The following is a 24377-nucleotide window of genomic DNA, read 5'->3' on the forward strand; positions in this document are numbered from 1 at the left end:
GTCCGTTGTGGTTTCTCGCGCCCACGCGGCGGTAGCCGCATATCGGGCACAGCCCCGCGCCCCTAGGTGGGTTGCACCACGGCCAGCAACACGCCGGGCTCCACCTGTTGTCCCGTTACGGCGTGGAGGGCGCTCAGCGTCCCCGTGACCGGGGCTGTGATCTTGTGTTGCATCTTCATCGCCTCCAGCCACAGCAGGGGCTGTCCGGCCTCCACCGCTGTCCCCTCGGTCAGGTTCTCCGCGATGCGGACGACCGTGCCCGGCATGGGGGCCAGGAGGGAGCCGGGGGCGTGCTGGGCGGTGGGGGCGGGGAAGCGGGGCAGGGCGGTGAGGGTGGTGGTGCCGACGTACACGCGGTCGCCGTAGCGGCTGACCTCGTAGCGGCGTCGCACGCCGTCCACGTCCAGGATCACCAGCCCCGCGTCGGCGTGCACGACGTGCACCCCGTCGGCTGCGAGGCCGCCGCGCGTGTGCCGGTAGCGGACCTCGTGTTCCTCGCCCCCCATGGCGTACCGCTTGACCTGTGGCTGTGAGGCGACGTTGCGCCAGCCGCCGAAGCGGGAACGGCCGTGGGCGTCGGCGAGGGCGGCGGCGAGCGGGGCGTACCGGTCGGGGGCCGGGGCGGTCAGTCCGGGCAGGTGACGGTCGTAGAAGCCGGTGTCCATGCGGGCCTCCGCGAACTCCTCGTGCCGCAGGGAGCGGACGAGGAGGTCCCGGTTGGTGACGGGGCCGTGGATCACCGCGCGGTCCAGCGCCGAGGCCAGCTTGCGGACCGCCTCCGCGCGGGTGGGGGCGTGGGCGACGACCTTGGCGAGCATGGGGTCGTAGTGGACGCCGATGTCGTCGCCGTCCGTGTAGCCGGTGTCCAGGCGCACGGCGCCGGGAACGGCGAGGCGGTGCAGGCGGCCGGTCTGCGGTGCCCACTCCTGGGACGGGTCCTCGGCGTAGAGGCGGGCCTCGACGGCGTGTCCACGCGCGCGTGGGGGGTCGTCCGGGAGGGCGTGCCCCTCGGCGACGCGGATCTGCTCGGCGACGAGATCCACACCGAACACGGCTTCCGTCACCGGGTGCTCCACCTGGAGGCGGGTGTTCATCTCCAGGAAGTGCGCCCGGCCGTCGGCGACGAGGAACTCGACGGTCCCGGCACCGACGTAGGAGACGGCACGTGCGGCGCGTACGGCGAGGGCGTGGAGCTCCTCGGTGAGCGGGCCGGTGAGACCGGGTGCCGGGGCCTCCTCGATCACCTTCTGGTGGCGGCGCTGGAGGGAGCAGTCACGGGTGCCCAGCGCCCACACGGTGCCGTGCGTGTCGGCGAGCACCTGCACCTCGACGTGCCGGCCGCCCGCGTCACCGCCGAGGTACCGCTCGACGAACACCTCGCCGTCACCGAAGGCGCTCGCGGCCTCCGCGCGGGCGGCGGCCAGTTCGCCGTCCAGGTCCGCGAGGCGCCGTACGACGCGCATCCCGCGCCCGCCGCCGCCCGCCGCCGCCTTCACCAGCACCGGCAGGTCGGACTCGGTGACGTCCCGCAGGGGCTCGATGCCCATCAGCTCCTTGGCGCGCGTCTTGGACGCCATCGCCTCGATCGCCTCCGGGGGCGGCCCGATCCACACCAGGCCCGCGTCCTGGACGGCCCGCGCGAAGTCGGCGTTCTCGGAGAGGAAGCCGTAGCCGGGGTGCACGGCGTCCGCGCCGGACGCGAGGGCGGCCTTCACGATCAGGTCGCCGCGCAGGTAGGTGTCGGCGGGCGCCGACCCCGGCAGTCGTACCGCCGTGTCCGCCACGCGCGCGTGGCGGGCGCCCTCGTCGGCGTCCGAGTGCACGGCGACCGTCCGGATTCCCAACTCGGTGCAGGTGCGGGCGACGCGGCAGGCGATCTCGCCCCGGTTCGCGATCAGCAGGGAAGTGATCATCGGTCCCTCACATCCGGAAGACGCCGAAGCCACCGCGCGCGCCCTCGTAGGGCGCGGTGTGGACGGCCGACAGGCACAGACCGAGGACGGTGCGGGTGTCGCGCGGGTCGATGACGCCGTCGTCGTAGAGCCGCCCGGACAGGAACATGGGCAGCGACTCGGACTCGATCTGCTGCTCCACCATGGCGCGCAGCGCCGCGTCCGCCTCGTCGTCGTACGGCCGTCCCTTCGCCGCCGCCGACTGCCGCGCGACGATCGACAGCACGCCGGCGAGCTGCTGCGGGCCCATGACGGCGGACTTGGCGCTGGGCCAGGCGAAGAGGAAGCGGGGGTCGTAGGCGCGGCCGCACATGCCGTAGTGGCCGGCGCCGTAGGAGGCGCCCATGAGGACGGACAGGTGGGGGACGCGGGAGTTGGAGACCGCGTTGATCATCATCGCGCCGTGCTTGATGATGCCGCCCTGCTCGTACTCCTTGCCGACCATGTAGCCGGTGGTGTTGTGCAGGAACAGCAGGGGGATGTCGCGCTGGTTGGCGAGCTGGACGAACTGGGCGGCCTTCTGGGACTCCTCGCTGAAGAGGACCCCTCGGGCGTTGGCGAGGATGCCGACGGGATAGCCGTGGAGAGCCGCCCAGCCGGTGGTGAGGCTGGTGCCGTAGAGGGGTTTGAACTCGTCGAAGTCGGAGGAGTCGACGATCCGCGCGATGACCTCGCGCGGGTCGAAGGGGATCCTGAGGTCGCCCGGGACGATGCCCAGCAGCTCGTCCTCGTCGTACTGGGGCGGTGCGGCCGGTCCCGGGTCGTCGTAGGCCTTGCGGTGGTTGAGGCGGGCGACGACCCGGCGGGCCTGGCGGAGCGCGTCCGGTTCGTCGACGGCGAAGTGGTCGGCGAGGCCCGACACGCGCGCGTGCATCTCGGCGCCGCCCAGGGACTCGTCGTCGCTCTCCTCCCCCGTCGCCATCTTCACCAGCGGCGGACCGCCGAGGAACACCTTCGCCCGTTCCTTCACCATGATCACGTGGTCGGACATGCCGGGGATGTACGCGCCCCCGGCGGTGGAGTTGCCGAAGACGACGGCGACGGTGGGGATCCCGGCCGCCGAGAGCCGGGTGAGGTCCCGGAAGATCGCGCCGCCGGGGATGAAGATCTCCTTCTGGGAGGGCAGGTCGGCGCCGCCGGACTCGACGAGGCTGATGCAGGGCAGCCGGTTGGCGAGCGCGATGTCGTTGGCGCGCAGGGCCTTCTTCAGCGACCAGGGGTTGCTCGCGCCGCCGCGCACGGTCGGGTCGTTGGCGGTGATCAGGCACTCCACGCCCTCGACGACCCCGATGCCGGTGACGAGCGAGGCGCCGACGGTGTGGTCGCTCCCCCACGCGGCCAGCGGGGAGAGCTCCAGGAAGGGTGTGTCCGGGTCGAGGAGCAGCTCGACGCGTTCGCGGGCGAGCAGCTTGCCGCGCTTCCGGTGCCGTTCGACGTACTTGTCGCCGCCGCCCGCGAGGGCCTTGGCGTGTTCGGCGTCGAGTTCGGCCAGCTTGGCGAGCATGGCGTCGCGGTGTGCCCGGTACTCCGGGTCGGCCGTGTCCAGGGCGGATTCGAGGACCGTCACAGGAGGACCTCCGGGATGTCGAGGTGCCGGGAGCGCAGCCATTCGCCGAGCGCCTTGGCCTGCGGATCGAAACGGGCCTGCGCGGCGACGCCCTCGCCGAGGATCCCCTCGACGAGGAAGTTCAGGGCGCGCAGGCGGGGCAGTACGTGCCGGGTGACCGGCAGGTCGCGGGCCTCGGGGATCAGCTCCCGGAACCGCTCGACGGTCAGCTCGTGCGCCAGCCACCGCCAGGCGTCGTCGGAGCGGACCCAGACGCCGACGTTGGCGTTCCCGCCCTTGTCGCCGCTGCGGGCGCCGGCGACGAGGCCGAGGGGGGCTCTTGTCGTGGGCCCTGTGGACAGCGGCTCGGGGAGCGCGGGGTGGTCCGGTACATCGGCGAGTACGGCGGTGTCGCGAGGTGCGTCCATGGCGATACGGCGTCCGTCGTGGAGGACGGCCACATGGCCGACGTCACCCTGGGGGACGTACACATCCTCGAAGACCCCATACGGTGAACCCTTCCCGGGTGGCGCCATGACATGGAACCCGGGATAGCTCGCCAGTGCCAGCTCGATGGCGGCCCCGCTCAGCACCCGCCCGACCGCTTCCCGCGCCGGATCCCGTACGACGAGCCGCAGCAGCGCGCTCGCGGTCTCCTCGGTGCCGGCGTCGGTCCGGTCGGTGCGGGCCAGCTCCCAGCGCACGTCGGCGGGCGGCGACTTGGCGAGCGCGTCGCCCATCTGCTCCTTCACGAGGTCGGCCTTGGCCTCGATGTCGAGCCCGGTGAGCACGAACACGACCTCGTTGCGGAAGCCGCCGAGCCGGTTGCGCCCGACCTTGAGCGTGGGCGGCGGGGCTTCTCCCCGGACGCCTTCGACGCGCACCCGGTCGGGCCCGTCCTGCCGCAACCGCACGGTGTCGAGGCGCGCGGTGACGTCCGGCCCGGCGTACCGGGCCCCGCCGGTCTCGTACAGCAGTTGCGCGGTGACCGTGCCGACGTCGACGAAGCCGCCGGTTCCGGGGTGCTTGGTGATGACGCTGCTGCCGTCGGCGTGGATCTCGGCGAGCGGGAATCCGGGCCGCCGGAGGTCACCGGGGCGGCGCTCGCCGAAGAAGGCGTAGTTCCCGCCGGTCGCCTGTGTCCCGCACTCCAGCACGTGGCCGGCGACGACGGCCCCCGCGAGCCGGTCGTACTCCGTCGGTGCCCAGCCGAAGTGCGCGGCGGCGGGCCCGGTGACGAGGGCCGCGTCGGTGACCCGCCCGGTGACGACCACGTCGGCGCCCGCGCGGAGGCACTCCGCGATCCCGGAGCCGCCGAGGTAGGCGTGGGCGGCGAGGCTGCCGGGGTACCGCGCGGTGAGGTCGTCGCCCTCGACGTGGGCGACCCGTACGGGGATGCCGAGCCGGTCGGCGAGGGCGCGTACGGCGTCGGCGAGCCCGGCGGGGTTCAGCCCGCCGGCGTTGGTGACGATCCTGACGCCCCGCTCGTGGGCGAGCCCGAGGGTCTCCTCCAGTTGCCGCGGGAAGGTGCGGGCGTACCCGGCGGAGGGGTCCTTCAGCCGGTCGCGGGCGAGGATGAGCATGGTCAGCTCGGCGAGGTAGTCGCCGGTGAGGACGTCGACCTCGCCGCCGGCGAGCATCTCGCGCGGGGCGTCGAAGCGGTCGCCGTAGAAGCCGGAGAAGTTCCCGACGCGCAGGGTCACCGGGTGCCCTCCTTCGACGGGCGTCCACCGCCGGGGGGCCCGGCGAAGGCCTGGGCGATGTCCAGCCAGCGGTCGGCGTCGGGGCCGTCGGCGGTGAGGGCGAGGTCCGCGCGGTGGGCGCGCTGGGTGACGAGGAGGCAGAAGTCGAGCGCGGGGCCGGTGACCCGCTGGGGCGCGTCCTCGGGACCGTACGCCCACACCTCGCCCCCCGGCCCGACGAGCTCGACCCGGAAGGGATCGGCCGGCGGGGTGAGCCCGTGCGCCCCATGGGCGAAGTCCCGCGTCCGCACCCCGAGCCAGGCCACATGCCTGAGCCGGTCGCTGGGTGGCCGCATCACACCGATCGTGTCGGCCACGTCCTGTCCGTGGGCCCAGGTCTCCATGAGACGGGCGGTGGCCATGGAGGCGGCGGACATGGGCGGCCCGTACCAGGGGAACCGCGCCCCGGCCGGCGCCTCCCGCAGCGCCTTCTCCAGCGCCGCGCGTCCCTCCCGCCACCGCGCGAGCAGTTCGGCGGGCGCGGACCTGGCGTACTCCTCGGCACCCTCGTCCACGAAGGTGTGCGGTGCGGCGAGGGCCTTCTCCACCAGCGCCCGGAACCCGTCCGGGTCGGTGACGGCGAGCAGCGCGGAGCGGTCGGTCCAGGCGAGGTGGGCGATCTGATGGGCCAGGGTCCAGCCGGCGGCGGGCGTCTGCAGCGCCCACTGCCCGGTGTCGAGTCCGGCCACCAGCCGGTCGAGGTCGTCGCTCTCCTCACGCAGATCGTCGATCACGGGCGTCGGATCGGACACGAGGCGCTCCCCTCGGGACACGGACACGGCGGTATGCGGCACGGTTGCGTGGAGCATCGCAGCGGGGTCTTAAACAAGCAAGCATGCTTGCATGAATTTTCCGGCCGACCGAACACCGGCCGCCCTCTCCCACCGAGCCGTCAGGCGAGAGGATCGGGCGTGACCTGCCAGATGGTGACCAGCTCCGAACGTGGCGTGATCATGTAGACGAAGAATCCGCCGGAGACGAAGGCGTGCTTCGCCCCTTCGTCCATTCCCTGGTACGCGGGCCCGTGAAGGTAGAGCGCTTCCGCCGCTCTGACCAGTTCGTCAGCCGCCTTCTTCACCTCGACAAGGAATTCCGTCGGAGCACCGTCCGCGACGGTCTCCTCGTCGGGGACGTATTCCCAACGCCAGGTCACTCCGCGTGCACCGCCTTGGCGGCGGCGCGGTACAGGGAACTCGCCGTTGCCAGATGTGTGCGTGCCTCGTCCGCCGTAGTGGCGATCCGGGCGAGGTACTCGGCGCGGTGGTAGGCCTGGGCCATGGCCGGGTGTCGCTCGATCTCGATCAGAGCGGCCCAATGACTGAGGTAAGCATGCACCGGCTTGAGCGAACCGTGCTCCACTGCCTCCGCGAGCGCTTGATCCTTCGCCTGGTCGTACGCCGCCAGGAGGCCGGGAGCGACGACCGTGCAGGCGGCCCGCAGGGCACCCGGTGTCCGCTCGGGACGAGGGATCAGTGGACGATCACCGGCGGTCTCATTGTGCTGCACACTCATGGCGGTGTTCCCTTCGTGTCTCCGGAGACGTGCCGGTCACGCAACGAGGCCGGTTGCTTCGAGAGACGAGAGCGACTCTAGCCCTGACGCGCCTCGCCGCGCCCGGCGTTCGTCAGGAGACAGCCCCCGCCCCCTTCGCCCTCCCCCGCCCCACCTGCGTCCGCACCGCCCCCATGCTCGCCGCGATGACCAGGGCGATGGCGGCGGCCTCGGCGGTGGAGAGGGCCTGGTCGAGGATGAGGAAGCCGGCGGCCGCGGCGAGGGCCGGTTCCAGGCTCATCAGGATCGCGAAGGTGGAGGCGGGCAGGCGGCGCAGGGCGAGGAGTTCGAGGGTGTACGGGAGGACGGAGGACAGCACCGCGACCGCCGCGCCCAGGCCGAGAACCGTCGGGTCGAGGAGCTTCGTACCGGACTCGACGACACCCAGCGGCAGGAAGAGGACCGCCGCCACGGCCATGGCGAGGGCGAGACCGTCCGCCTGGGGGAAGCGGCGCCCCGTACGCGCACTGAAGACGATGTACGCCGCCCACATGGCGCCGGCGCCCAGTGCGAAGACCACACCGAGCGGGTCGAGGCTGCTGAAGCCGCCGCCACCCAGGAGGAACACACCGGCGAGGGCCAGGGCGGCCCACACGAGGTTGACCGCCCGCCGAGAGGCCAGCACGGACAGCGTGAGCGGGCCGAGGACCTCCAGCGTGACCGCCGGGCCCAGCGGGATGCGGGCGACGGACTGGTAGAACAGCCCGTTCATCGCCGCCATGGCGACGCCGAAGACGATCACCGTGCCCCAGTCGGCGCGCGCGTGTCCGCGCAGCTTCGGCCGGCACAGCACCATCAGCACGAGCGCCGCCACCAGCAGCCGCAGCGTCACGACCCCGAGCGCACCGGCCCGCGGCATCAGCGTCACGGCCAGCGCCCCGCCGAACTGCACGGAGACCCCACCGGCGAGGACCAGCCCGACCGGCCCGAGGGAACCCCGTCCGCGCGGGGCGCCGGCCGGGGTGGGCGCGTGGCCGTGTTGTCCCGTCCCTGCTGTGGTGGACGGGGTGGCGGCGCTGGGGGTGGTCACGGAGCCTTCCAGGGACGTCGGAGCGGACACTTGCCTGTACCGAGTGTGCATCCTGGTGAACTCTCCAGTCCATAGTATTGGACTGAGTCAGCACCGTGGAGCACTTACATACCTGACCATGCGGTCCCCGCACCGCTCAGGTCAACTCCGTTCACTCCATGGACCCGGCGGGTACCGTTCCCACTGGTGATCACCCGCGTCCGCCCCCACACCGTCCGAGGTCCCGTGCGCCGACTCATTGCCCGTCTCTGGCGACTCCTGCGCCCCCTGCAGAGCCGCATCATGTGGTTGCTGCACGCCAAGTTCGTGGTGGGCGTGACCGGCGTGGTGCGCGACGACGAGGGGCGGGTGCTGCTGCTCCGGCACCGGATGTGGCCGCCGGGCCGTCAGTGGGGTCTGCCGAGCGGTTTCGCCCGCAAGGGCGAGGACTTCCGGGCGACGGTGGTGCGCGAGGTCAAGGAGGAGACGAACCTCGACGTGGAGGTGGGCCGCCTGGTCATGCTGAACAGCGGCCTGCGGACCCGCATGGAGGTGGCCTACGAGGCCCGCCTGCTGGGCGGCGAACTGCGCCTGGACCCCTTCGAGATCCTGGAGGCCCGCTGGTGCCGGCCGGACGGCCTCCCGGAGGGCGTCCAGCCGGTGTGCCACCCGCTGGTGCGGGGCGAGACGGCTCCCTGAGGGCGCCGGCCCGTACGCGCGGACCTTACGTCCCGGGCCGCTCGGCGACGAAGGAGCCGAGGCCGGGTTCCGTGTAGGTCAGTCCTTCCTCACGCAACGCCCGGAGCACCTTGTGTGCTGTCGCGTTGGCGATCCCGAACTCCGCCGTGAGTTGCACGACGGAGGGGACGCGCGTACGCGGCGGGTAGGTGCCGTCGGCGATGCGACCACGCACCACCTCGGCAACCTGGCGCCAGCGGGGGATGTCCGGAGCGAACTCGATCACCGATTCAGGATGAGCATACTTAGCGCGATAGGCGATCCATGGCACCCCTAGCATGCCTAGAATGCCTCACAGAAGGCCCCCGCGACGGATGCCGCCGTCCGGGGGCGTGGCCACCAGTGAGTACTGATCGGAGCTGATGACATGACCGACCCTATCGGCCGCCTCATCACATGGGTGAGCGTGCTGCTCCGCCCGCGCGGGATGCACCGCCGTACCGGCCCCCACGCGGTTTTCGCGCCCGTGTCGTTCCCGCCTCCTCCGGCGGCGACCCGGCGGTCCCGCCCCTCCCACCGCAGCCCCTACGGCCTGCCCTCCGTACTGGACGGAGCCGAGACCGTCGCCGTACGCCCGTACGTCACCGCGTCCTGGTTCCGGGAGAGGCAGGCGGCATGAGGGAACCGCGCGAGCCGCGTCTGCTGCCCTGGACCGGGGACGGGGGCAAGGCCTGCCATCTGATCGGCGACGGTCACGGCGGACCCGTCTCCCGGCTGGCCGACACCACCGAGGCCGTGCAGCTCGGGATGGGCCGGGAGCTGCTCGCCCACGCCCGGGAACTCCTCCCGGGCGCACCGCGCGGTGAACTCCGCCATCTCGCCGAGTGCCTCACCGACGCCCTCGCCGACGCGCTGCGGGTGGCGGAGAACCGGGGACGGAGGCTGGGGAGGCTCAATTGAGCGCGTCAAGGACACCGAGGCGGCGACTGCTCACCTATTTCTCCAGAGCAGCCGCCAGGACCTCCGCCAGGTGCCGTCCCCGTACGCCCGCCAGTTGCTCCAGCTGCGTCCGGCAGGAGAAGCCGTCGGCCAGGACCACCGCGTCCTCCGGGGCCTCGCGCACCGACGGGAGGAGCCGGTCCTCCGCGCAGGCCCTGGAGACCTCGTAGTGGCCCTCCTCGAAGCCGAAGTTGCCCGCCAGGCCGCAGCAGCCGCCGGCCAGTTCACCGGTGAGGCCGGCCGCCGCGCGGAGTCGGCGGTCGGGGTCCTCGCCCAGGACCGCGTGCTGGTGGCAGTGGGTCTGGCCGGTGACCGGGCGGTTCAGCGCGGGTGGGGTCCAGTCCGGGGCGTGCCGCTCCAGCGTCTCCGCGAAGGTCAGTACGCGTGCGGCGAGCCGCGCCGCGCGGGGGTCGTCGTGGAGGAGTTCCGGCGCGTCCGTGCGCAGGGCCGCCGCGCAGCTCGGTTCCAGGACGACCAGGGGCGCGTCCGTGGCCAGGACCGGTTCCAGGAGGTCGAGGGTGCGGCGCAACACCGCGCGGGCGCGGTCCAGCTGGCCCGTGGAGATGTACGTCAGGCCGCAGCAGACCCGGCCCCTGCGGGCCGTCAGCAGGGACAGGGCCGAGCGGCTGCGGGCGTCGCCCACCGGGCGGCTCCCCGGCCGCAGTGTGGGCGGCAGCGCCACCCGCAGGCCCGCCGCCTCCAGCACGCGTACCGCCGCACGGCCCACCGACGGCGACAGGTGCTCGGTGAACGTGTCCGGCCAGAGGACCACCAGTTTTCCCTCACCGGAGGGCCCTCCCCGCCTCCGCCACCACCGCGTGAACGTCTCCCCCGCCACCCGGGGGATCTCCCGCTCCCGCGCGATCCCGCCCAGCCGTTTCGCCGCGCTCGCGAGCGGGCCCACCGACGCCAGGGCGTTCACCGCCCCCGCGGCCCGCGTCCGCGCGACCCAGCCCAGCCACACCGGCAGCCACCCCATCGCGTAGTGCGCGGCCGGGCGGCGACGGCCCGCGTAGTGGTGGTGCAGGAACTCCGCCTTGTACGTGGCCATGTCGACCTCGACCGGGCAGTCGGACCGGCAGCCCTTGCAGGACAGGCACAGGTCCAGCGCGTCCCGCACCTCCGTGGAGCGCCAGCCGTCGGTCACCAGCTCACCCGCGAGCATCTCGTGCAGCAGGCGGGCGCGCCCCCGCGTGGAGTGCTGTTCCTCGCCCGTCGCGCGGAACGACGGGCACATCACCGCCGGCCCCGACACGGACGTCGTACGGCACTTGGCGACGCCCACGCAGCGTCGTACCGCCGCCGGGAAGTCACCGCCGTCGGCGGGGTAGCCGAAGGCGACGTCGACCGGTTCGCGCGGGAGGACGGAGAAGCGGAGGCCGGCGTCCAGCGGCGCGGGGCGGACCAGCATGCCGGGGTTGAGGAGGTCGTCCGGGTCCCAGACGGCCTTCACGCGTTCGAAGAGGGCGACCGTGTCCGCGCCGTACATGCGCGGGAGGAGCTCCGCGCGGGCCCGGCCGTCGCCGTGCTCGCCGGAGAGCGAGCCGCCGTGCGCCACGACCAGGTCGGCCAGGTCCTCCGAGAAGCGCCGGAAGCGGGCGATGCCCGGCCCGGTCAGCAGGTCGAAGTCGATACGGACGTGGATGCAGCCGTCCCCGAAGTGCCCGTACGGGGTGCCGCGCAGCCCGTGGTCCGCCATGAGGGACCGGAAGTCCCACAGGTAGGCGCCGAGCCGGGCGGGCGGCACCGCGCAGTCCTCCCAGCCGGGCCAGGCCTCCGTCCCGTCCGGCATGCGCGTCGCCGTACCGCTCGCGTCCTCCCTGATGCGCCACAGCGCGCGCTGCCGCGCCGGGTCGGTGACCACCAGGGCGTCCGTGACGTCCGCCGCGCGGACGATCGTCTCCGCACGCGCGCGTGCCTCCGCCTCCGTGTCCCCGCCGGTCTCCACGAACAGCCAGGCGCCCCCGCGCGGAAGGTCCGCCGCGGACGGCACGAGGTCCGCCGCCATGCCCTCCACGGTCAGCGGGCCGTGCTCCAGCAGCCCCGCCGCCGCCTCCGCGGCCCCGCCCTCGTCCGCGTACGCCAGCACGGCGAGCGCACGCGCGCGTGGAGCCCGTACGAGATCCACGACCGCCTCCGTGAGCACGCCCAGGGTGCCCTCCGAGCCGCAGAGGGAGCGGGCGACGTCCGCACCCTTCTCGGGCAGCAGGGCGTCCACGGCGTATCCGGAGATACGGCGGGGGAGGTCGGGGAAAGCCGTGCGCAGGCGGGCCAGTTCGCCGTCCACCAGGTCCCGCAGCCCGGCCGGGGCGCCCGCCCACGCCCGTCCCGGCCGCAGCCGGTCCCCGCGCGGGGTGACGACCGCGAGCTCTCGCACACTGTCGGCCGTCGTGCCCCAGGCCACCGAGTGGGAGCCGCAGGAGTTGTTGCCGATCATGCCGCCGAGCGTGCAGCGGCTGTGGGTGGAGGGGTCCGGGCCGAAGCGCAGGCCGTGCGGGGCGGCGGCCTCCTGGAGGCGGTCGAGGACGAGGCCCGGCTGGACGACGGCCGTGCGCGCCTCGGGGTCGAGGGAGAGCAGGCGGTTCATGTGGCGGGTGAAGTCGAGCACCACACCGGTGCCGGTCGCCTGCCCCGCGATCGACGTGCCGCCGCCGCGCGGCACCACGGGGACGCCGTACGTCCGGCACACCGACAGCGCCGCCGCCACGTCGTCGGCGTCCCGCGGGGCCACCACACCGAGCGGTACCCGGCGGTAGTTGGAGGCGTCCATCGTGGTCAGCGCGCGTGCGGTCACGGTGAAGTCGACCTCGCCGCGCACGGCCGTCCGCAGTCCGGCCAGCAGTTCCCGGTGATCCGTCATGCCCTCAGGATGCCTCCGCGAAGGCCGGGCGCGGGCGACGGCGCCCGCATGTCCCACGGCGCCGCGGAAGCCCCCGACGCACGCCCGGGATGGGGTGATTGACGAAAACGGAAGCGGAATCTTCCCAAGTCGAACACGAACTCTCATATAGTGACCGCGAGTTGCGCGCAGTTGTCGGCCTCGTTCGAAAGTGACCCCGAAAACCGAGTCCGGCATTCCCGTGAAACCGCCCGAGGGCCGCGCAGACACGACGACGCACGCCCGCGGACCGACCGAGGACCCGAACGAGGACCCTGATTGATGACCTCCCCCCTGCTCCCCGGCGACCGTCCCACCCCCCGCAGCATGCTGCCCGTTCCCGTGCTCACCGCGGCAGTCGCCGCGACCGGGGTCCTCGCCGCCCTCTTCCTCGTCCCGGACGACGCGATCGGCTCCGTCGTCGTGGTCGGGACGATCGCCGCCGTGCTGCTGTGCGCGGCGGCCACGGTGGCCACGTACGCCGTCCTGTCGGCGCGGGCCGCCCGGGCACGGCTGGACGCCGTCACCCAGGACGTCGGCCGGCTGCTCCAGGAACGCGCCCGGCTGGCGGAGGAGTCCCGCCGCCAGCACGAGCGGCTGACCGGTGAACTCACCCGTGAACGCGCCCGGTTGTCCGCCGAACTGGACCAGGAGCGCAACCACCTCGCCGAGACCCTGGCCGCGGAGCGCGACCGTCTCGCCGAGACCCTGGCCGCGGAGCGCGACCGTCTCACCGAGCAGCACGCCGCCGACACCGCCCGCCTGACGCGGGAGCACGCCGACGAGCGGGCCCGGCTCACGGACGACCACACCGCCGTACTGAAGCGGCTCGCCGAGGAACACGCCGGGAAACTGCGCCTCATCACCGAGGAACACGGCGCCCACACCGCCCGGTCGGCCCGCGACCACGCGGAGGAGCGCGACCGGCTGGCCGAGGAGCGGGACCGGATCAGGGCCGACCGGGACCGGCTCACCGCGGAGAACGCGCGGCTGACCACCCGGCTGCGCGAGGCCGACGGCGCCCGGGCCGCCGCGCTGTCCGCGACCGCCAACGCGGCCGGACGCATGCAGGCCCTGGCCACCGGCATGCTCGCCGACCTGCGCGCGATGGAGGAGAAGCACCACGACGAGGAGGTCCTCGCCGACCTGCTCCACCTCGACCACCGCACCGCGCAGGCGGGCAGGCTCGCCGACTCCGTCGCCGTCCTCACCGGCGCCCGCTCCGGCCGCCGCTGGGCCCGGCCCATCGCCATGGAGTCCATCCTGCGCGGCGCCATGGGCCGGATCAGCGGCTACCAGCGCGTCAGGGTCCACTCCGCCAGCGACACCGCGGTCGCCGGGCACGCCGCCGAGGGCGTCATGCACGCGCTCGCCGAACTCCTCGACAACGCAGCGAACTTCTCGCCGCCGACCGCCGAGGTCCACGTGTACGTCGAGGAGGTCCCGGCCGGGGTCATCGTCTCCGTCGAGGACAGCGGGCTCGTCATGGGCGAGGCGCAGCTGCGTCGCGCCGAGCGCGCGGTCTCCGGCGAGTCCGCCGAACTCGGGGGCCTCACCGGCACCCGGCTCGGGCTCGGCGTGGTCGGCCGGCTGGCCCGGCGGTACGGGCTCCGGGTCTCCTACCGGCCCTCGGCCCGCGGCGGCACGGGCGTCCTGATGCTCGTCCCGCAGGACATCCTCGTACCGCCGGACGGGCCCACGGCCCCGTCGGCGGGCACCCCGACGACCGGCATCGCCGCCGCGCCGACGGCCCGCACGACGACACCGGCCACCGCTCCGTCCGCCACCGCCACCCCGGCGACGGGCACCGCGCCGACGGCCCGCAGCGCCACCCCGGCCGGCACACCGTCCGTCCCCGCCACCCCGGCCGGCCTCACCGAAACGCCGGAGCACGTCCTGCCCCAGCGCCGGAGCGACCGCCCGAAGACCGACCCGGCCTCCACCACCGACCGGCCGGAATCGGAGACGAGCCACGTCACCGCGCACGACGGCGACACCGCGGGCGGCAGCAGGGGCGACGGCGGCACCGGCACCGCCGCGGCGGACCGGACGACACCCTCCGGGAGCACCCGTCCCGCCCCCTCCTACGCGGCCTCCCGCGCGGGCGCCGACCTCGACCCCGACCCGGTGCCGACACACGAGTCCCCGGACCGGACCGCCGACGCCCCGCCCCTCGTGCTGCCCCGCCGCCGCCGGGGCCGGACCCTCGCCGAGGCGGAGCGCACGCGTCCGGGCGGACGTGGCACCACGCCCCGGCCCGCCCCGACCGCCGAGGAGACCAAGGCGCGCACCGCCCGCTTCAGCAGCTTCCGCCAGGCCGTACGCCCGCCCACCCCGGACGACACGGCCGACCCGGACACCGGCACCACCGCCGACCCGACCCCTGAAGCACACCCCACCCCCGCTACCCCGGAAGGCGACACCACCTCATGACCGGCACGACGACCGCCGACGAGAAGCTCACCTGGCTGATAGAGGGCCTGCTGGAGCGCACGCCGGGCGCACGGCACGCGCTCGTGCTCTCCCGTGACGGCCTGAAACTGTGCCGCACCCCGGAGCTGTCCGCCGACCAGGCCGACCAGCTCGCCGCGATCGCCGCCGGCATCCAGTCGCTGTCGCACGGCGCCTCCGTCGAGTTCGGCGACGGCAGCGGCGGCGTGCGCTCGGCGATGACCGAGTTCTACGGCGGTGTGCTGTTCATCGTGGAGGCCGGCGAGGGCGCGCACCTGGCCGTGATCACCACCGAGGACGCGGACGCCGGGCTCATCGGTCACAACATGAGCGAGCTCGTGGAGCAGCTCGGCGAGCACCTGACCGCGCAACCGCGCACCTCATGAGCAGGCCCGGCAGGGACGACTCCCCCGACCGGCTCTACACCCTCACCGGGGGGCGCAGCCGGTCCGGTCCCGACAACCCCTTCGACCTGGTGACCCTGGTCGTCGCCGAGTGCGATCCGGTGCCCGGCATGCAGTCCGAGCACGCGGCGATCCTGCGGCTGACCGAACGCCCCACGGCGGTCGTGGAGATCGCGGCCGAGCTGAAGCTGCCCGTGAGCATCACCCGGATCCTGCTCTCCGACCTACAGGCGGCGGGCCGGGTCAGCGCCCGTCACCCCCGCAAGGCCGCCGTACCCGACCCCGACATCCTGGAGCAGGTGCTCGTTGGACTCCGCAACCTCTGAGACGCGTACGCCGCTGGGCGCGTCGGCCGACAACGGCCTGAAGATCGTGGTCGTGGGCGGCTTCGGCGCCGGCAAGACGACGATGGTCCGCTCGGTCAGCGAGATCCGTCCCCTCAACACCGAGGAGACGATGACCCAGGCCGGGGAGGCCGTCGACGACACCAGCGGGGTGAGCGGCAAGACCGCGACCACCGTCGCCTTCGACTTCGGCCGCATCACCCTCGACACCCACAACGTGCTGTACCTGTTCGGGGCGCCCGGACAGGAGCGCTTCTGGTTCCTGTGGGACCGGCTGTTCTCCGGCACGCTCGGCGCCGTCGTGCTGGTCGACACCCGGCGCATCGACGACTCCTGGTACGCCATCGACCGCCTGGAGAAGCACGGCACGCCGTTCATCGTGGCGTGCAACGACTTCGGCGGCGCCACCTTCACCCCCCAGCAGATCCGCGAGGCCCTCGACCTCGATCCGCACGTGCCGCTGGTCAACTGCGACGCGCGCTCCCGGGAGTCCAGCAAGATCGTGCTGATCACACTGGTGGAGCACATCCAGGCCCTGTACGCCGACCCGGCCCGAGCCCCCCGTCAGGAGCTGGTGTGAGTCCCGCCTCCGTCCCCAAGGCCGTCCGTTTCCAGGGGTCCCTGCTCCAGGACGACCCGTCCCGCGTGTACCGGGAGATGCGGCGCGAGCACGGCAGCGTCGTCCCGGTGGTGCTGGACGGGGACGCGCCGGCGTGGCTGGTGCTCGGCTACCGCGAGCTGCACCAGATCACCGGCGACCCGGTGCTGTTCAGCCGCGACTCCGACCTGTGGAACCAGTGGGAGAACATCCCCGACGACTGGCCGCTGCTGCCGATGATCGGCCGCAGGCAGCCGTCGATCCTCTACACCGTCGGCGAGCGGCACCGCGAGCGGGCCGGGATGCTGGGGAACGCGCTGGAGGCGGTCGACCCGTTCGAACTGCGCGGGTACGCCGAGAAGTTCGCGGACGAGCTGATCGACGGCATCTGCCCCAAGGGCACCGCCGACCTGATCGGCGAGTTCGCGATGCTGCTGCCGGTGCGGGTGCTGGCCCGGCTCTTCGGCTTCTCCGACGAGGAGGGCCCGGCCCTGGTCACCGCCCTCAACGACATGATCGACGGGCGGGAGCGGGCCCTCGCGGGCCAGAGCCACCTGTTCACGTCGATGACGGAGCTGGTGACCGCCCGCAAGAGCGCGCCCGCCGAGGACGTCGCGTCCCGGATGCTCGCCGACCCCTCCGGCTTCACCGAGGAGGAGATCCTCCAGGACCTGATGGTGATGCTGGCGGCCGGGCACCAGCCGACCGCCGACTGGATCGGCAACTCGCTGCACCTGATGCTCACCGACAGCCGCTTCGCGGCCTCCCTGTTCGGGGGCCGCAACAGCATCGCCGAGGCGATGAACGAGGTGCTGTGGGAGGACACGCCGTCCCAGGTCGTCGCCGCGCGCTGGGCGTCCCGTGACACCCAGCTCGGCGGTCGCCGCGTCCGCGCCGGCGACATGCTGCTGCTCGGCCTGCAGGGCGCCAACTCCGACCCGCAGGTGCGGACCGACGGCTCGGCGCTGACCGGCGGCAACAGCGCGCACTTCTCCTTCGGTCACGGGGAGCACCGCTGCCCGTTCCCGGCGCAGGAGATCGCCGAGGTGATCGCCCGGACCGGCATCGAGGTCGTACTGGACCGGCTGCCGGACATCGACCTCGCGGTGCCGGCCTCGAAGCTGGCCCGCCGCCCGTCGCCGTGGCTGCGCGGACTGTCCGAACTCCCGGTCACGTTCACACCCACTCCCGCCCTTGGAGGCTCGCTCGCATGACGGCTGGTACGGACACCACGACGACCGACACCGGACAGACCCGTATCCCCCTCGACCCCTTCGTCTCCGACCTGGACGGGGAGAGCGCGGCGCTGCGGGCCGCCGGGCCGCTGGCCGCCGTGACGCTGCCGGGTGGTGTGCCGGTGTGGGCGGTCACCCACCACGCCGAGGCGAAGAGGCTGCTCACCGACCCGCGCGTGGTGAAGGACATCAACGTCTGGACCGCCTGGCAGCGCGGCGAGATCGCCCCCGACTGGCCGCTGATCGGGCTGGCCAACCCGCCCCGCTCCATGCTCACCGTGGACGGCTCCGACCACCGCCGGCTGCGCACGCTGGTCGCGCAGGCGCTCACGCCGCGCCGGGTGGAGCGGATGCGGGAGCGGATCACGGAGCTGACCGAGGGCCTGCTGGACCAGGTGGCCGCGCAACCCGGCGACACGGTGGACCTGAAGGCGGCGTTCGCCTACCCGCTGCCGATGTACGTCATCGCCGACCTGATGGGGCTTGCGGAGGAGCGGCTGCCGCGGCTGAAGGAGCTCTTCGAGAAGTTCTTCTCCACGCAGACCCCGCCCGAGGAGGTCATCGCGACGCTGACCGAGCTGGCCGGGATCATGGCCGAGACGGTGGCGCACAAGCGCGAGAACCCGGGCGACGACCTGACCTCCGCGCTCATCCAGGCGTCGGAGGACGGCGACAGCCTCACCGACGAGGAGATCGTCGCCACGCTCCAGCTGATGGTGGCGGCCGGCCACGAGACGACGATCTCCCTCATCGTCAACGCGGTGGCCAACCTGTCCCTCCACCCCGAGCAGCGGGAACTGGTGCTGTCCGGTGAGGCGGACTGGTCGGCGGTGGTCGAGGAGACGCTGCGGTACGCCACGCCGACGTCCCACGTGCTGATCCGGTTCGCGACCGAGGACATACCGGTGGGCGACAAGGTCCTCCCGGCGGGTGACGCGCTGATCGTGTCGTACGCCGCGATCGGCCGCGACGAGCAGGCGCACGGCCCGACGGCCGGCGACTTCGACATCACCCGCGAGATCACCAACCGGCACATCTCCTTCGGCCACGGCCCGCACGTGTGCCCCGGCGCGGCCCTGTCCCGCCTGGAGGCGGGCGTGGCCCTCCCGGCCCTGTACGCCCGCTTCCCGAAGCTGGACCTGGCGGTCCCGGCGAGCGAACTGCGCAACAAGCCGGTGGTCACCCAGAACGACCTGTTCGAGCTCCCGGTGAAGCTCGGCGGGTGAACGACGCGGGTGGTGGACGGACCTCCCCCCGGTCCGCCCACCACCCGTCCCCCTTCCGTCCCGGCGCCAGTCTCACTCCCGTCCCCCCGCTCGTCTCAGCGGACGGACGATGTTTCGCCGGGGTTTCCCGCAGCCGCTAGGCTCCGGTCGTGGCTGAGATCCGGATTCCTGCTGACATCAAGCCCGCCGACGGTCGTTTCGGTGCGGGTCCCTCCAAGGTGCGGACGGAGGCGCTGGACGCCCTGGCCGCGACCGGCACGTCCCTGCTCGGCACCTCCCACCGCCAGGCCCCGGTGAAGAACCTGGTCGGCAAGGTGCGCGAGGGCATCCGCGAGCTGTTCCAGCTCCCCGACGGCTACGAGGTCGTCCTCGGCAACGGCGGCTCCACCGCGTTCTGGGACGTCGCGACCCACGGCCTGATCGAGAACAAGTCGCAGCACCTCACCTTCGGCGAGTTCAGCTCCAAGTTCGCCAAGGCGTCGAAGCTCGCCCCCTGGCTCGCCGACCCCACGGTCATCTCCGCCGACCCGGGCACGCACCCCGAGGCCGCCGCCGAGGCGGGCGTGGACGTCTACGCCTTCACCCACAACGAGACCTCCACCGGCGTCGCCATGCCGGTCAAGCGCGTCGCCGGCGCCGACGAGGGCTCCCTCGTCCTGGTGGACGCCACCTCCGGCGCGGGCGGCCTCCCGGTCGACATCGCCGAGACGGACGTCTACTACTTCGCCCCGCAGAAGTCCTTCGCCTCCGACGGCGGCCTGTGGATCGGCGTGTTCTCCCCGGCCGCGATCGAGCGCGCCGAGCGGATCCACGCCTCCGGCCGCCACGTCCCGGAGTTCTTCAGTCTCCCCACGGCGATCGACAACTCCCGCAAGAACCAGACGTACAACACCCCGGCGCTGGCCACCCTGTTCCTGCTCAACGAGCAGCTGGAGTGGATCAACGGCCAGGGCGGCCTCGCCTGGTCCGCGGCCCGTACGAAGGACTCCTCGACCCGCCTGTACACCTGGGCGGACGAGTCCAAGCACGCCACCCCGTTCGTCACCGACCCGGCCAAGCGCTCCCAGGTCATCGGCACGATCGACTTCACGGACGAGGTCGACGCCGCCGCCGTCGCCAAGGCCCTGCGCGCCAACGGCATCGTCGACACCGAGCCCTACCGCAAGCTCGGCCGCAACCAGCTCCGCGTCGCGATGTTCCCGGCGATCGACCCGGCGGACGTCGAGGCCCTGACGAAGTGCGTGGACTACGTCATCGAGCAGCTGTAGTCACGCCTCGCACGACACGGAAGAGGGTGCCCGGCGAACCGGGCGCCCTCTTCCGTCGTCTCACCCGCGGTGCGCCGCGCGCCAGGCCTCCGCCAGCGCGTCGTACCGCCGGCGCTGCTCCTCACGCGCGTCCCGCGCCTCTTCGGTGGCGGGGTCGAGGAGGTACCCCAACGGCCGGGGGCGGCGCCGGAAACCGATGGACCCGCACAGGGCCGTGATCTTCTCGTTGGCCCGGTCCCACTCCTCCGCCGACAGCCGGCGCCCCTCGTCGCCGACCACGGGTGCCGTCGTCGCGGCGGCCACCGCGCCGCACCCGGCGCCCAGGGTCCACAGCGCCCGGGAGGCGAGCACGGGGCCCAGGCCGACCCCGCGCCACTCCGGGTCCAGCCGAACGTCCCACAGGACGAGCAGGTCGCCGTCGGCGGACGTCACGCTGTCCCGGAACTCCTGCCGGTAGCCGCCCCGCCCGAGGTCGTAGCAGCCCATGACCACGTGGAAGAGACCGCGGTCGTACCCCTCCGCGTCCCCACAGGGGGACGGGCTGAACCGCTCGTCCTGCCGCAGCCGGAAGAGGGTCAGGGAGCCGACGACACCGCCGACGGTGCGGTTCCGGAACCGCTCCACCCGCACGGACACGCTCCACTCGTCGAGACCGTCCTGGTCCTCGACGCCGCTCAGCGGCTGCCGCTGGTGGTACTCCAGCGACAACCGCCACGGGTCACCGGGCAGTTCCTCGATCGGACGTCCGTACGGTTCCATGTGACCGCATGCTGGCCGCGGCCGCCCCTCACCTACTGAGCCGCTGGAACCTGCGTACCGCGAGCGGCAGGAAGACCGCCGTCAGGATCACCGGCCACACCCCCGCCATCAGCAGCGCGTGCTGCTCGACCCAGGAGTCGCCGCCGCCGACCGGCGTGCCGAACAGATCGCGGGCCGCGGCGGCCGTGGAGGAGATCGGGTTCCAGGCCGCCACCCAGCCCAGCCAGTTGGGCATGAGCTGCGGGGCGACGAAGATGCTGGAGATCATCGTCAACGGGAACGCGACCGCGAACAGCCCGCCCGCCGCCTCCGGGTTGGGCACCAGCAGCCCCAGCCAGACCCCGGTCCAGATCAGCGCGAACCGCAGCCACAGCAGCAGCCCGAACGCCGCCAGGAAGCCCCAGCCGCCGTCCGGCCGCCAGCCCATGGCCAGCGCGGTCAGCATCATGATGGCCAGCTCCGCGCAGGCGACGACCAGATCGGTCACCCCGCGCCCGGCCACCACCGCGGACGACGCCATCGGCATGGAGCGGAACCGGTCGATGACCCCCTTGGTGGAGTCGTACACCACCACGGTCGCCGTGTTGATGAAGCCGAACGCCATGGTCATCACGAACATGCCCGGCATCAGGAAGTCCTTGTAGTCCCCACCGCCGGGCACGGTCATCGCGCTGCCGAAGACATAGCCGTAGAGGAGGACCGACAGGATCGGAAAGCCGAGCTGCCAGGCGATGTTGACGGGCTGACGCCGGTAGTGGGTGAGGCCGCGGCGGACGATGTTCCAGCAGTCCGCGAGCATCCAGTACGTACGGCCGTGCTCGGCCGGTCCGGTCAGTTCGGCCGTGCTCATGCCGCCGCCTCCTTCTCCGCGCGGTGTCCGGTCAGGCGCAGGAACACGTCGTCGAGGCTGGGCCTGCGCAGTCCGAGGTCCTCCACCCGTACGCCCTCGTCCTGGAGGGTGCGCGCCACCTCGGTGAGCGCGGCCACCCGGTCGGTCACGGGCGCGTGCACCCGCAACTCGGTTTCGTCCGACTCGGGTTCGCCCTCGGCGACCCGCGCGACGACCTTCACCGCGCGCGGGATGTCGGAGCGCTCGGCGACCACGACCTCGACGCGGTCGCCGCCGACCAGGTTCTTCAGCCCGTCCGGGCTGTCGTCGGCGATGGCCCGCCCCTGGTCGATGACGGTGATCCGGGAGGCCAGCCTGTCGGCCTCCTCCAGGTACTGCGTGGTCAGCAGCACGGTCGTACCGTCCGCCACCAACGCCCGCACCGAATCCCAGACCTCGCCGCGGCTACGGGGGTCGAGTCCCGTGGTCGGCTCGTCCAGGAAGAGCACGGCCGGGGCGAGGATCATCGAGGCGGCGAGGTCGAGGCGCCGGCGCATGCCGCCGCTGTAACCGCCCACACCCTTGTCGGCGGCGTCGGTCAGGTCGAACCGCGCCAGCAGCTCGACCGCACGCGCCGCGGCCCGTTTGCCGCCGAGGTGGAACAGCCTGCCGAACATCTCCAGGTTCTGCCGCCCGGTGAGCACCTCGTCCACCGCCGCGTACTGCCCGGTGAGCCCGATCCGCGCCCGCACCTCACGCGCCCGCCGGGTGACGTCGAGCCCGGCGACCGTGGCACGGCCGCCGTCGGGCCGGACCAGCGTCGACAGGATGCGTACGGCGGTGGTCTTGCCGGCGCCGTTCGGCCCGAGGAGTCCGTGCACCGTGCCCTCGCGGACGGCGAGGTCGAAGCCGTCGAGGGCGCGCTTCTCGCCGTACCGCTTCTCCAGGCCCTCCGCCCGGACCGCGTAGCCGTCGTCCATGAGTCCCCCTTCCAAGAACTGAGTACACCGTACTCGATTGCGCGTACACCGTACCCAGTTTTTTCGGGCGGAATTAAACTGCCCTCATGAGCAGCGGTTCGGGCGGTACGGAGACCAGTGGCGGCGGCGACATCGCCCGCACCCTCGACCTGCTGTGGGACACCGGCCCGCGGCCCAGCCGGGGGCCGAAGCCGGGGCTGACGCTGGACCGCATCGTGGAGACCGCCGTCGGGGTCGCCGACCGGGACGGGCTCGGCGCGCTGTCGATGCGCCGGATCGCCACGGAGCTCGGCACCGGCACGATGTCCCTGTACCGCTACGTCCCCGGCAAGGCCGAGCTGCTCGACCTGATGCTGGACCGGGTGCAGCGGCCCTCGGAGGACCCCGCGGACCTCGGTGACGGCGGCTGGCGCGCGGCGCTGGAGGCCCTCGGTCACGCCACCCTCGCCCTGTACCGCCGGCACCCGTGGCTGATGGAGGTCAACCAGTCCCGTCCGGTCCTCGGCCCGGGCGCGCTGGACGGCATGGAGAAGGTGCTCTCCCGGATCAGGCCGATGGGCCTGTCCGACCCCGAGCTGCTGTCGGCGATCATCATGATCGACGGATATGTCGTCGGGGCCGCCCGGACCCAGCTCTACCAGGAGCAGGCCGAGCGCGGCTCCGGGCTGACGGACGCGCAGTTCTGGGAGGCGCAGCGGCCGGCCCTGGAGAAGGCCATGCTCAGCGGGCGCTACCCCGTCCTGGCCGGGCTGTCCGAGGACACCTTCGGCACCGGCTTCGACCACTTCGAGTTCGGGTTGCAGCGCATCCTGGACGGCCTCGAGGTGTTCGTCGCCGGGCGGGCCCCGGAGGGACAGGGCGGCTGATCAGCGGTCGCGGCGGCGCAGCAGCCGGAAGAGGAGCACGCAGAGGAGGGCCGCCGCGGCGGCGGCGCCGATCTTGATGTCGCTCCCGGTGCCGTCGGCGGCGGTGCCGCCGCTCCCGCTCTTCCCGCCCTCGGCGCCCGCACCCGGCTCTCCGCCGCCCCCGGGCGCGTCCTCGGCCTCGACGGGGCTCTCGACCCCTTCCATGCCGAGCAGCAGCTTCCTGCCGTCGGTGGTGTAGGTGGCGGACTCGCCCTGCCCCAGGGGCACGCTGATCCGCCCCCCGCGCCGGATCTCGCCGCCGTTCCAGTCGTACCAGATGCCTCCGAGGTAGCCGCGCACGGCGAGCCGCTCGCCGTCCGGGGAGAACGCGGCGTCGGTGGCCCAGAGTTCGACGGGGACGGTGGGCCGGAAAACGTTCGTCCCGGAGGCCGAGAGCTTCGCCGGGCCCTCGTACAGGTGTCCGCCGTCCTCGTTCTTGTCGATGATGTAGACCCGTCCGGTCTTCGGGTGGACGACCATCGACTCCGCGTCGCGGGCACCGTCCTCGTACTTCACGACGTACTGCGTCGCCCGGACCGTCTGGTCCTTCAGCTCCGTCGGCTCGGGCAGCTCGTAGATCCACACGTGGGGCCAGGTACCGCCGAGGTTGTCCCCGATGTCACCGACGAGGATCCGGTTGCCCGGTCCGACGGCGATCGCCTCGACGTCACGGGGCGTGCCGACGCCGGAGAGCGCGACGCGCGCGACCGTCTCGCCGGTGCCGCCGTCGACGGCGTACAGGTAGGGCCCGTCGTCCTGGTCGTTGTGGGTCCAGTAGACGCCGGGGTGGAGGCGGGAGGCGGCGAGTCCGCTGGACTCGGTGATGCGCGGGTCCTTGATGGTGAAGCCCTCGTCGCCGTCGACGGCGGAGGCGGCGGGCACGGCGAGCGCGCCCGTGAGGAGGGTCGCGGCGATCAGGGCGAAGGGTCGGCGCATGTGCCAAGAGTGCCATCGATCAACGCACTTCAGGGCGGGTGTCCGGACTCACATCGCGGCGGCCGGGCCGATCGTCCATGATGATCG

General features: G+C 73.0%; 24 protein-coding genes. 11 read left to right on the plus strand and 13 right to left on the minus strand.

Annotated elements, in window-relative coordinates; all coding sequences use genetic code 11:
- Positions 1 to 62 precede the first annotated feature (62 nt).
- From ACIA6T_RS14080 to ACIA6T_RS14110, 7 genes are all read right to left on the minus strand, one after another.
- A complete protein-coding gene (locus ACIA6T_RS14080) occupies positions 63 to 1913 on the minus strand; it encodes an acetyl/propionyl/methylcrotonyl-CoA carboxylase subunit alpha (protein WP_399446759.1) in 1851 nt (616 codons plus the stop codon).
- A 7-nt stretch (positions 1914 to 1920) separates the two neighbouring features.
- The gene (locus ACIA6T_RS14085; protein ID WP_399446760.1) at positions 1921 to 3519 is read right to left on the minus strand and encodes an acyl-CoA carboxylase subunit beta; all 1599 of its coding nucleotides are present in this window, start codon (positions 3517 to 3519) and stop codon (positions 1921 to 1923) included.
- Positions 3516 to 5201 (minus strand): acyclic terpene utilization AtuA family protein, encoded by a 1686-nt coding sequence (locus ACIA6T_RS14090; protein WP_399446761.1) that lies wholly within the window; start codon positions 5199 to 5201, stop codon positions 3516 to 3518. Before ACIA6T_RS14090 ends, ACIA6T_RS14085 begins: the two co-directional genes overlap by 4 nt.
- Complete coding sequence (locus ACIA6T_RS14095) at positions 5198 to 5992, minus strand: TIGR03084 family metal-binding protein (RefSeq protein WP_399446762.1); 795 nt, start codon at positions 5990 to 5992, stop codon at positions 5198 to 5200. The genes ACIA6T_RS14090 and ACIA6T_RS14095 overlap by 4 nt, the downstream gene beginning before the upstream one ends.
- Positions 5993 to 6132: 140 nt before the next feature.
- Entirely contained in the window at positions 6133 to 6393 is a 261-nt protein-coding gene (locus tag ACIA6T_RS14100; protein ID WP_399446763.1) for a hypothetical protein, read from the minus strand.
- A complete protein-coding gene (locus ACIA6T_RS14105) occupies positions 6390 to 6752 on the minus strand; it encodes a DUF6247 family protein (protein ID WP_399446764.1) in 363 nt (120 codons plus the stop codon). Before ACIA6T_RS14105 ends, ACIA6T_RS14100 begins: the two co-directional genes overlap by 4 nt.
- A 112-nt stretch (positions 6753 to 6864) precedes the next feature.
- On the minus strand, positions 6865 to 7821 hold the full coding sequence (locus ACIA6T_RS14110) for an EamA family transporter (protein WP_399446765.1): 957 nt from the start codon (positions 7819 to 7821) through the stop codon (positions 6865 to 6867).
- A gap of 225 nt (positions 7822 to 8046) precedes the next feature.
- Here ACIA6T_RS14110 and ACIA6T_RS14115 point away from each other — a divergent pair, with 225 nt between their 5' ends.
- The gene (locus ACIA6T_RS14115; protein ID WP_399446766.1) at positions 8047 to 8499 is read left to right on the plus strand and encodes an NUDIX hydrolase; all 453 of its coding nucleotides are present in this window, start codon (positions 8047 to 8049) and stop codon (positions 8497 to 8499) included.
- 25 nt (positions 8500 to 8524) lie between these two features.
- Here the strand turns inward: ACIA6T_RS14115 and ACIA6T_RS14120 are convergent, their stop codons facing one another.
- Positions 8525 to 8764 (minus strand): GntR family transcriptional regulator, encoded by a 240-nt coding sequence (locus tag ACIA6T_RS14120; protein ID WP_399446767.1) that lies wholly within the window; start codon positions 8762 to 8764, stop codon positions 8525 to 8527.
- Positions 8765 to 8905: 141 nt separating this feature from the next.
- Between ACIA6T_RS14120 and ACIA6T_RS14125 the strand changes: the two genes are divergently transcribed.
- On the plus strand, positions 8906 to 9157 hold the full coding sequence (locus tag ACIA6T_RS14125) for a hypothetical protein (RefSeq protein ID WP_399446768.1): 252 nt from the start codon (positions 8906 to 8908) through the stop codon (positions 9155 to 9157).
- Positions 9154 to 9438: a hypothetical protein gene (locus ACIA6T_RS14130; RefSeq protein WP_399446769.1), complete on the plus strand. Its 285-nt coding sequence runs from the start codon at positions 9154 to 9156 to the stop codon at positions 9436 to 9438. The genes ACIA6T_RS14125 and ACIA6T_RS14130 overlap by 4 nt, the downstream gene beginning before the upstream one ends.
- 34 nt (positions 9439 to 9472) lie before the next feature.
- Here the strand turns inward: ACIA6T_RS14130 and ACIA6T_RS14135 are convergent, their stop codons facing one another.
- Entirely contained in the window at positions 9473 to 12337 is a 2865-nt protein-coding gene (locus ACIA6T_RS14135) for an FAD-binding and (Fe-S)-binding domain-containing protein (RefSeq protein ID WP_399446770.1), read from the minus strand.
- Between the two features lie 300 nt (positions 12338 to 12637).
- Between ACIA6T_RS14135 and ACIA6T_RS14140 the strand changes: the two genes are divergently transcribed.
- From ACIA6T_RS14140 to serC, 7 genes are all read left to right on the plus strand, one after another.
- Entirely contained in the window at positions 12638 to 14788 is a 2151-nt protein-coding gene (locus ACIA6T_RS14140) for an ATP-binding protein (protein ID WP_399446771.1), read from the plus strand.
- A complete protein-coding gene (locus tag ACIA6T_RS14145; protein ID WP_385054428.1) occupies positions 14785 to 15192 on the plus strand; it encodes a roadblock/LC7 domain-containing protein in 408 nt (135 codons plus the stop codon). The genes ACIA6T_RS14140 and ACIA6T_RS14145 overlap by 4 nt, the downstream gene beginning before the upstream one ends.
- A complete protein-coding gene (locus ACIA6T_RS14150) occupies positions 15189 to 15536 on the plus strand; it encodes a DUF742 domain-containing protein (RefSeq protein ID WP_030835307.1) in 348 nt (115 codons plus the stop codon). Before ACIA6T_RS14145 ends, ACIA6T_RS14150 begins: the two co-directional genes overlap by 4 nt.
- Entirely contained in the window at positions 15517 to 16134 is a 618-nt protein-coding gene (locus ACIA6T_RS14155) for a GTP-binding protein (protein WP_399446772.1), read from the plus strand. The genes ACIA6T_RS14150 and ACIA6T_RS14155 overlap by 20 nt, the downstream gene beginning before the upstream one ends.
- Positions 16131 to 17366, plus strand: coding sequence for a cytochrome P450 (locus ACIA6T_RS14160; RefSeq protein WP_399446773.1), 1236 nt, complete (start codon positions 16131 to 16133; stop codon positions 17364 to 17366). Before ACIA6T_RS14155 ends, ACIA6T_RS14160 begins: the two co-directional genes overlap by 4 nt.
- Positions 17363 to 18613, plus strand: coding sequence for a cytochrome P450 (locus ACIA6T_RS14165; RefSeq protein WP_399446774.1), 1251 nt, complete (start codon positions 17363 to 17365; stop codon positions 18611 to 18613). Before ACIA6T_RS14160 ends, ACIA6T_RS14165 begins: the two co-directional genes overlap by 4 nt.
- A gap of 149 nt (positions 18614 to 18762) precedes the next feature.
- Positions 18763 to 19881, plus strand: coding sequence for a phosphoserine transaminase (serC, locus tag ACIA6T_RS14170; RefSeq protein ID WP_399446775.1), 1119 nt, complete (start codon positions 18763 to 18765; stop codon positions 19879 to 19881).
- A 60-nt stretch (positions 19882 to 19941) separates the two neighbouring features.
- Here the strand turns inward: serC and ACIA6T_RS14175 are convergent, their stop codons facing one another.
- The 3 genes from ACIA6T_RS14175 to ACIA6T_RS14185 are packed head-to-tail and all read right to left on the minus strand — an operon-like array spanning position 19942 to position 22449.
- Positions 19942 to 20640, minus strand: coding sequence for a hypothetical protein (locus ACIA6T_RS14175; protein ID WP_399446776.1), 699 nt, complete (start codon positions 20638 to 20640; stop codon positions 19942 to 19944).
- 28 nt (positions 20641 to 20668) lie between these two features.
- Positions 20669 to 21490 carry an ABC transporter permease gene (locus ACIA6T_RS14180; protein WP_399446777.1) on the minus strand — a complete coding sequence of 274 codons (822 nt, stop codon included), beginning with the start codon at positions 21488 to 21490 and terminating at the stop codon, positions 20669 to 20671.
- A complete protein-coding gene (locus ACIA6T_RS14185) occupies positions 21487 to 22449 on the minus strand; it encodes an ATP-binding cassette domain-containing protein (protein ID WP_399446778.1) in 963 nt (320 codons plus the stop codon). The genes ACIA6T_RS14180 and ACIA6T_RS14185 overlap by 4 nt, the downstream gene beginning before the upstream one ends.
- 86 nt (positions 22450 to 22535) lie before the next feature.
- Between ACIA6T_RS14185 and ACIA6T_RS14190 the strand changes: the two genes are divergently transcribed.
- Positions 22536 to 23315, plus strand: a complete 780-nt coding sequence (locus tag ACIA6T_RS14190) for a TetR/AcrR family transcriptional regulator (RefSeq protein ID WP_399446779.1) — start codon at positions 22536 to 22538, stop codon at positions 23313 to 23315.
- Here the strand turns inward: ACIA6T_RS14190 and ACIA6T_RS14195 are convergent, their stop codons facing one another.
- Positions 23316 to 24290 carry a WD40 repeat domain-containing protein gene (locus ACIA6T_RS14195; RefSeq protein WP_399446780.1) on the minus strand — a complete coding sequence of 325 codons (975 nt, stop codon included), beginning with the start codon at positions 24288 to 24290 and terminating at the stop codon, positions 23316 to 23318.
- Positions 24291 to 24377 lie beyond the last annotated feature (87 nt).

The sequence above is a fragment of the Streptomyces sp. NPDC051740 genome (assembly GCF_044453165.1).
Classification (GTDB): Bacteria; Actinomycetota; Actinomycetes; order Streptomycetales; family Streptomycetaceae; genus Streptomyces; species Streptomyces atrovirens.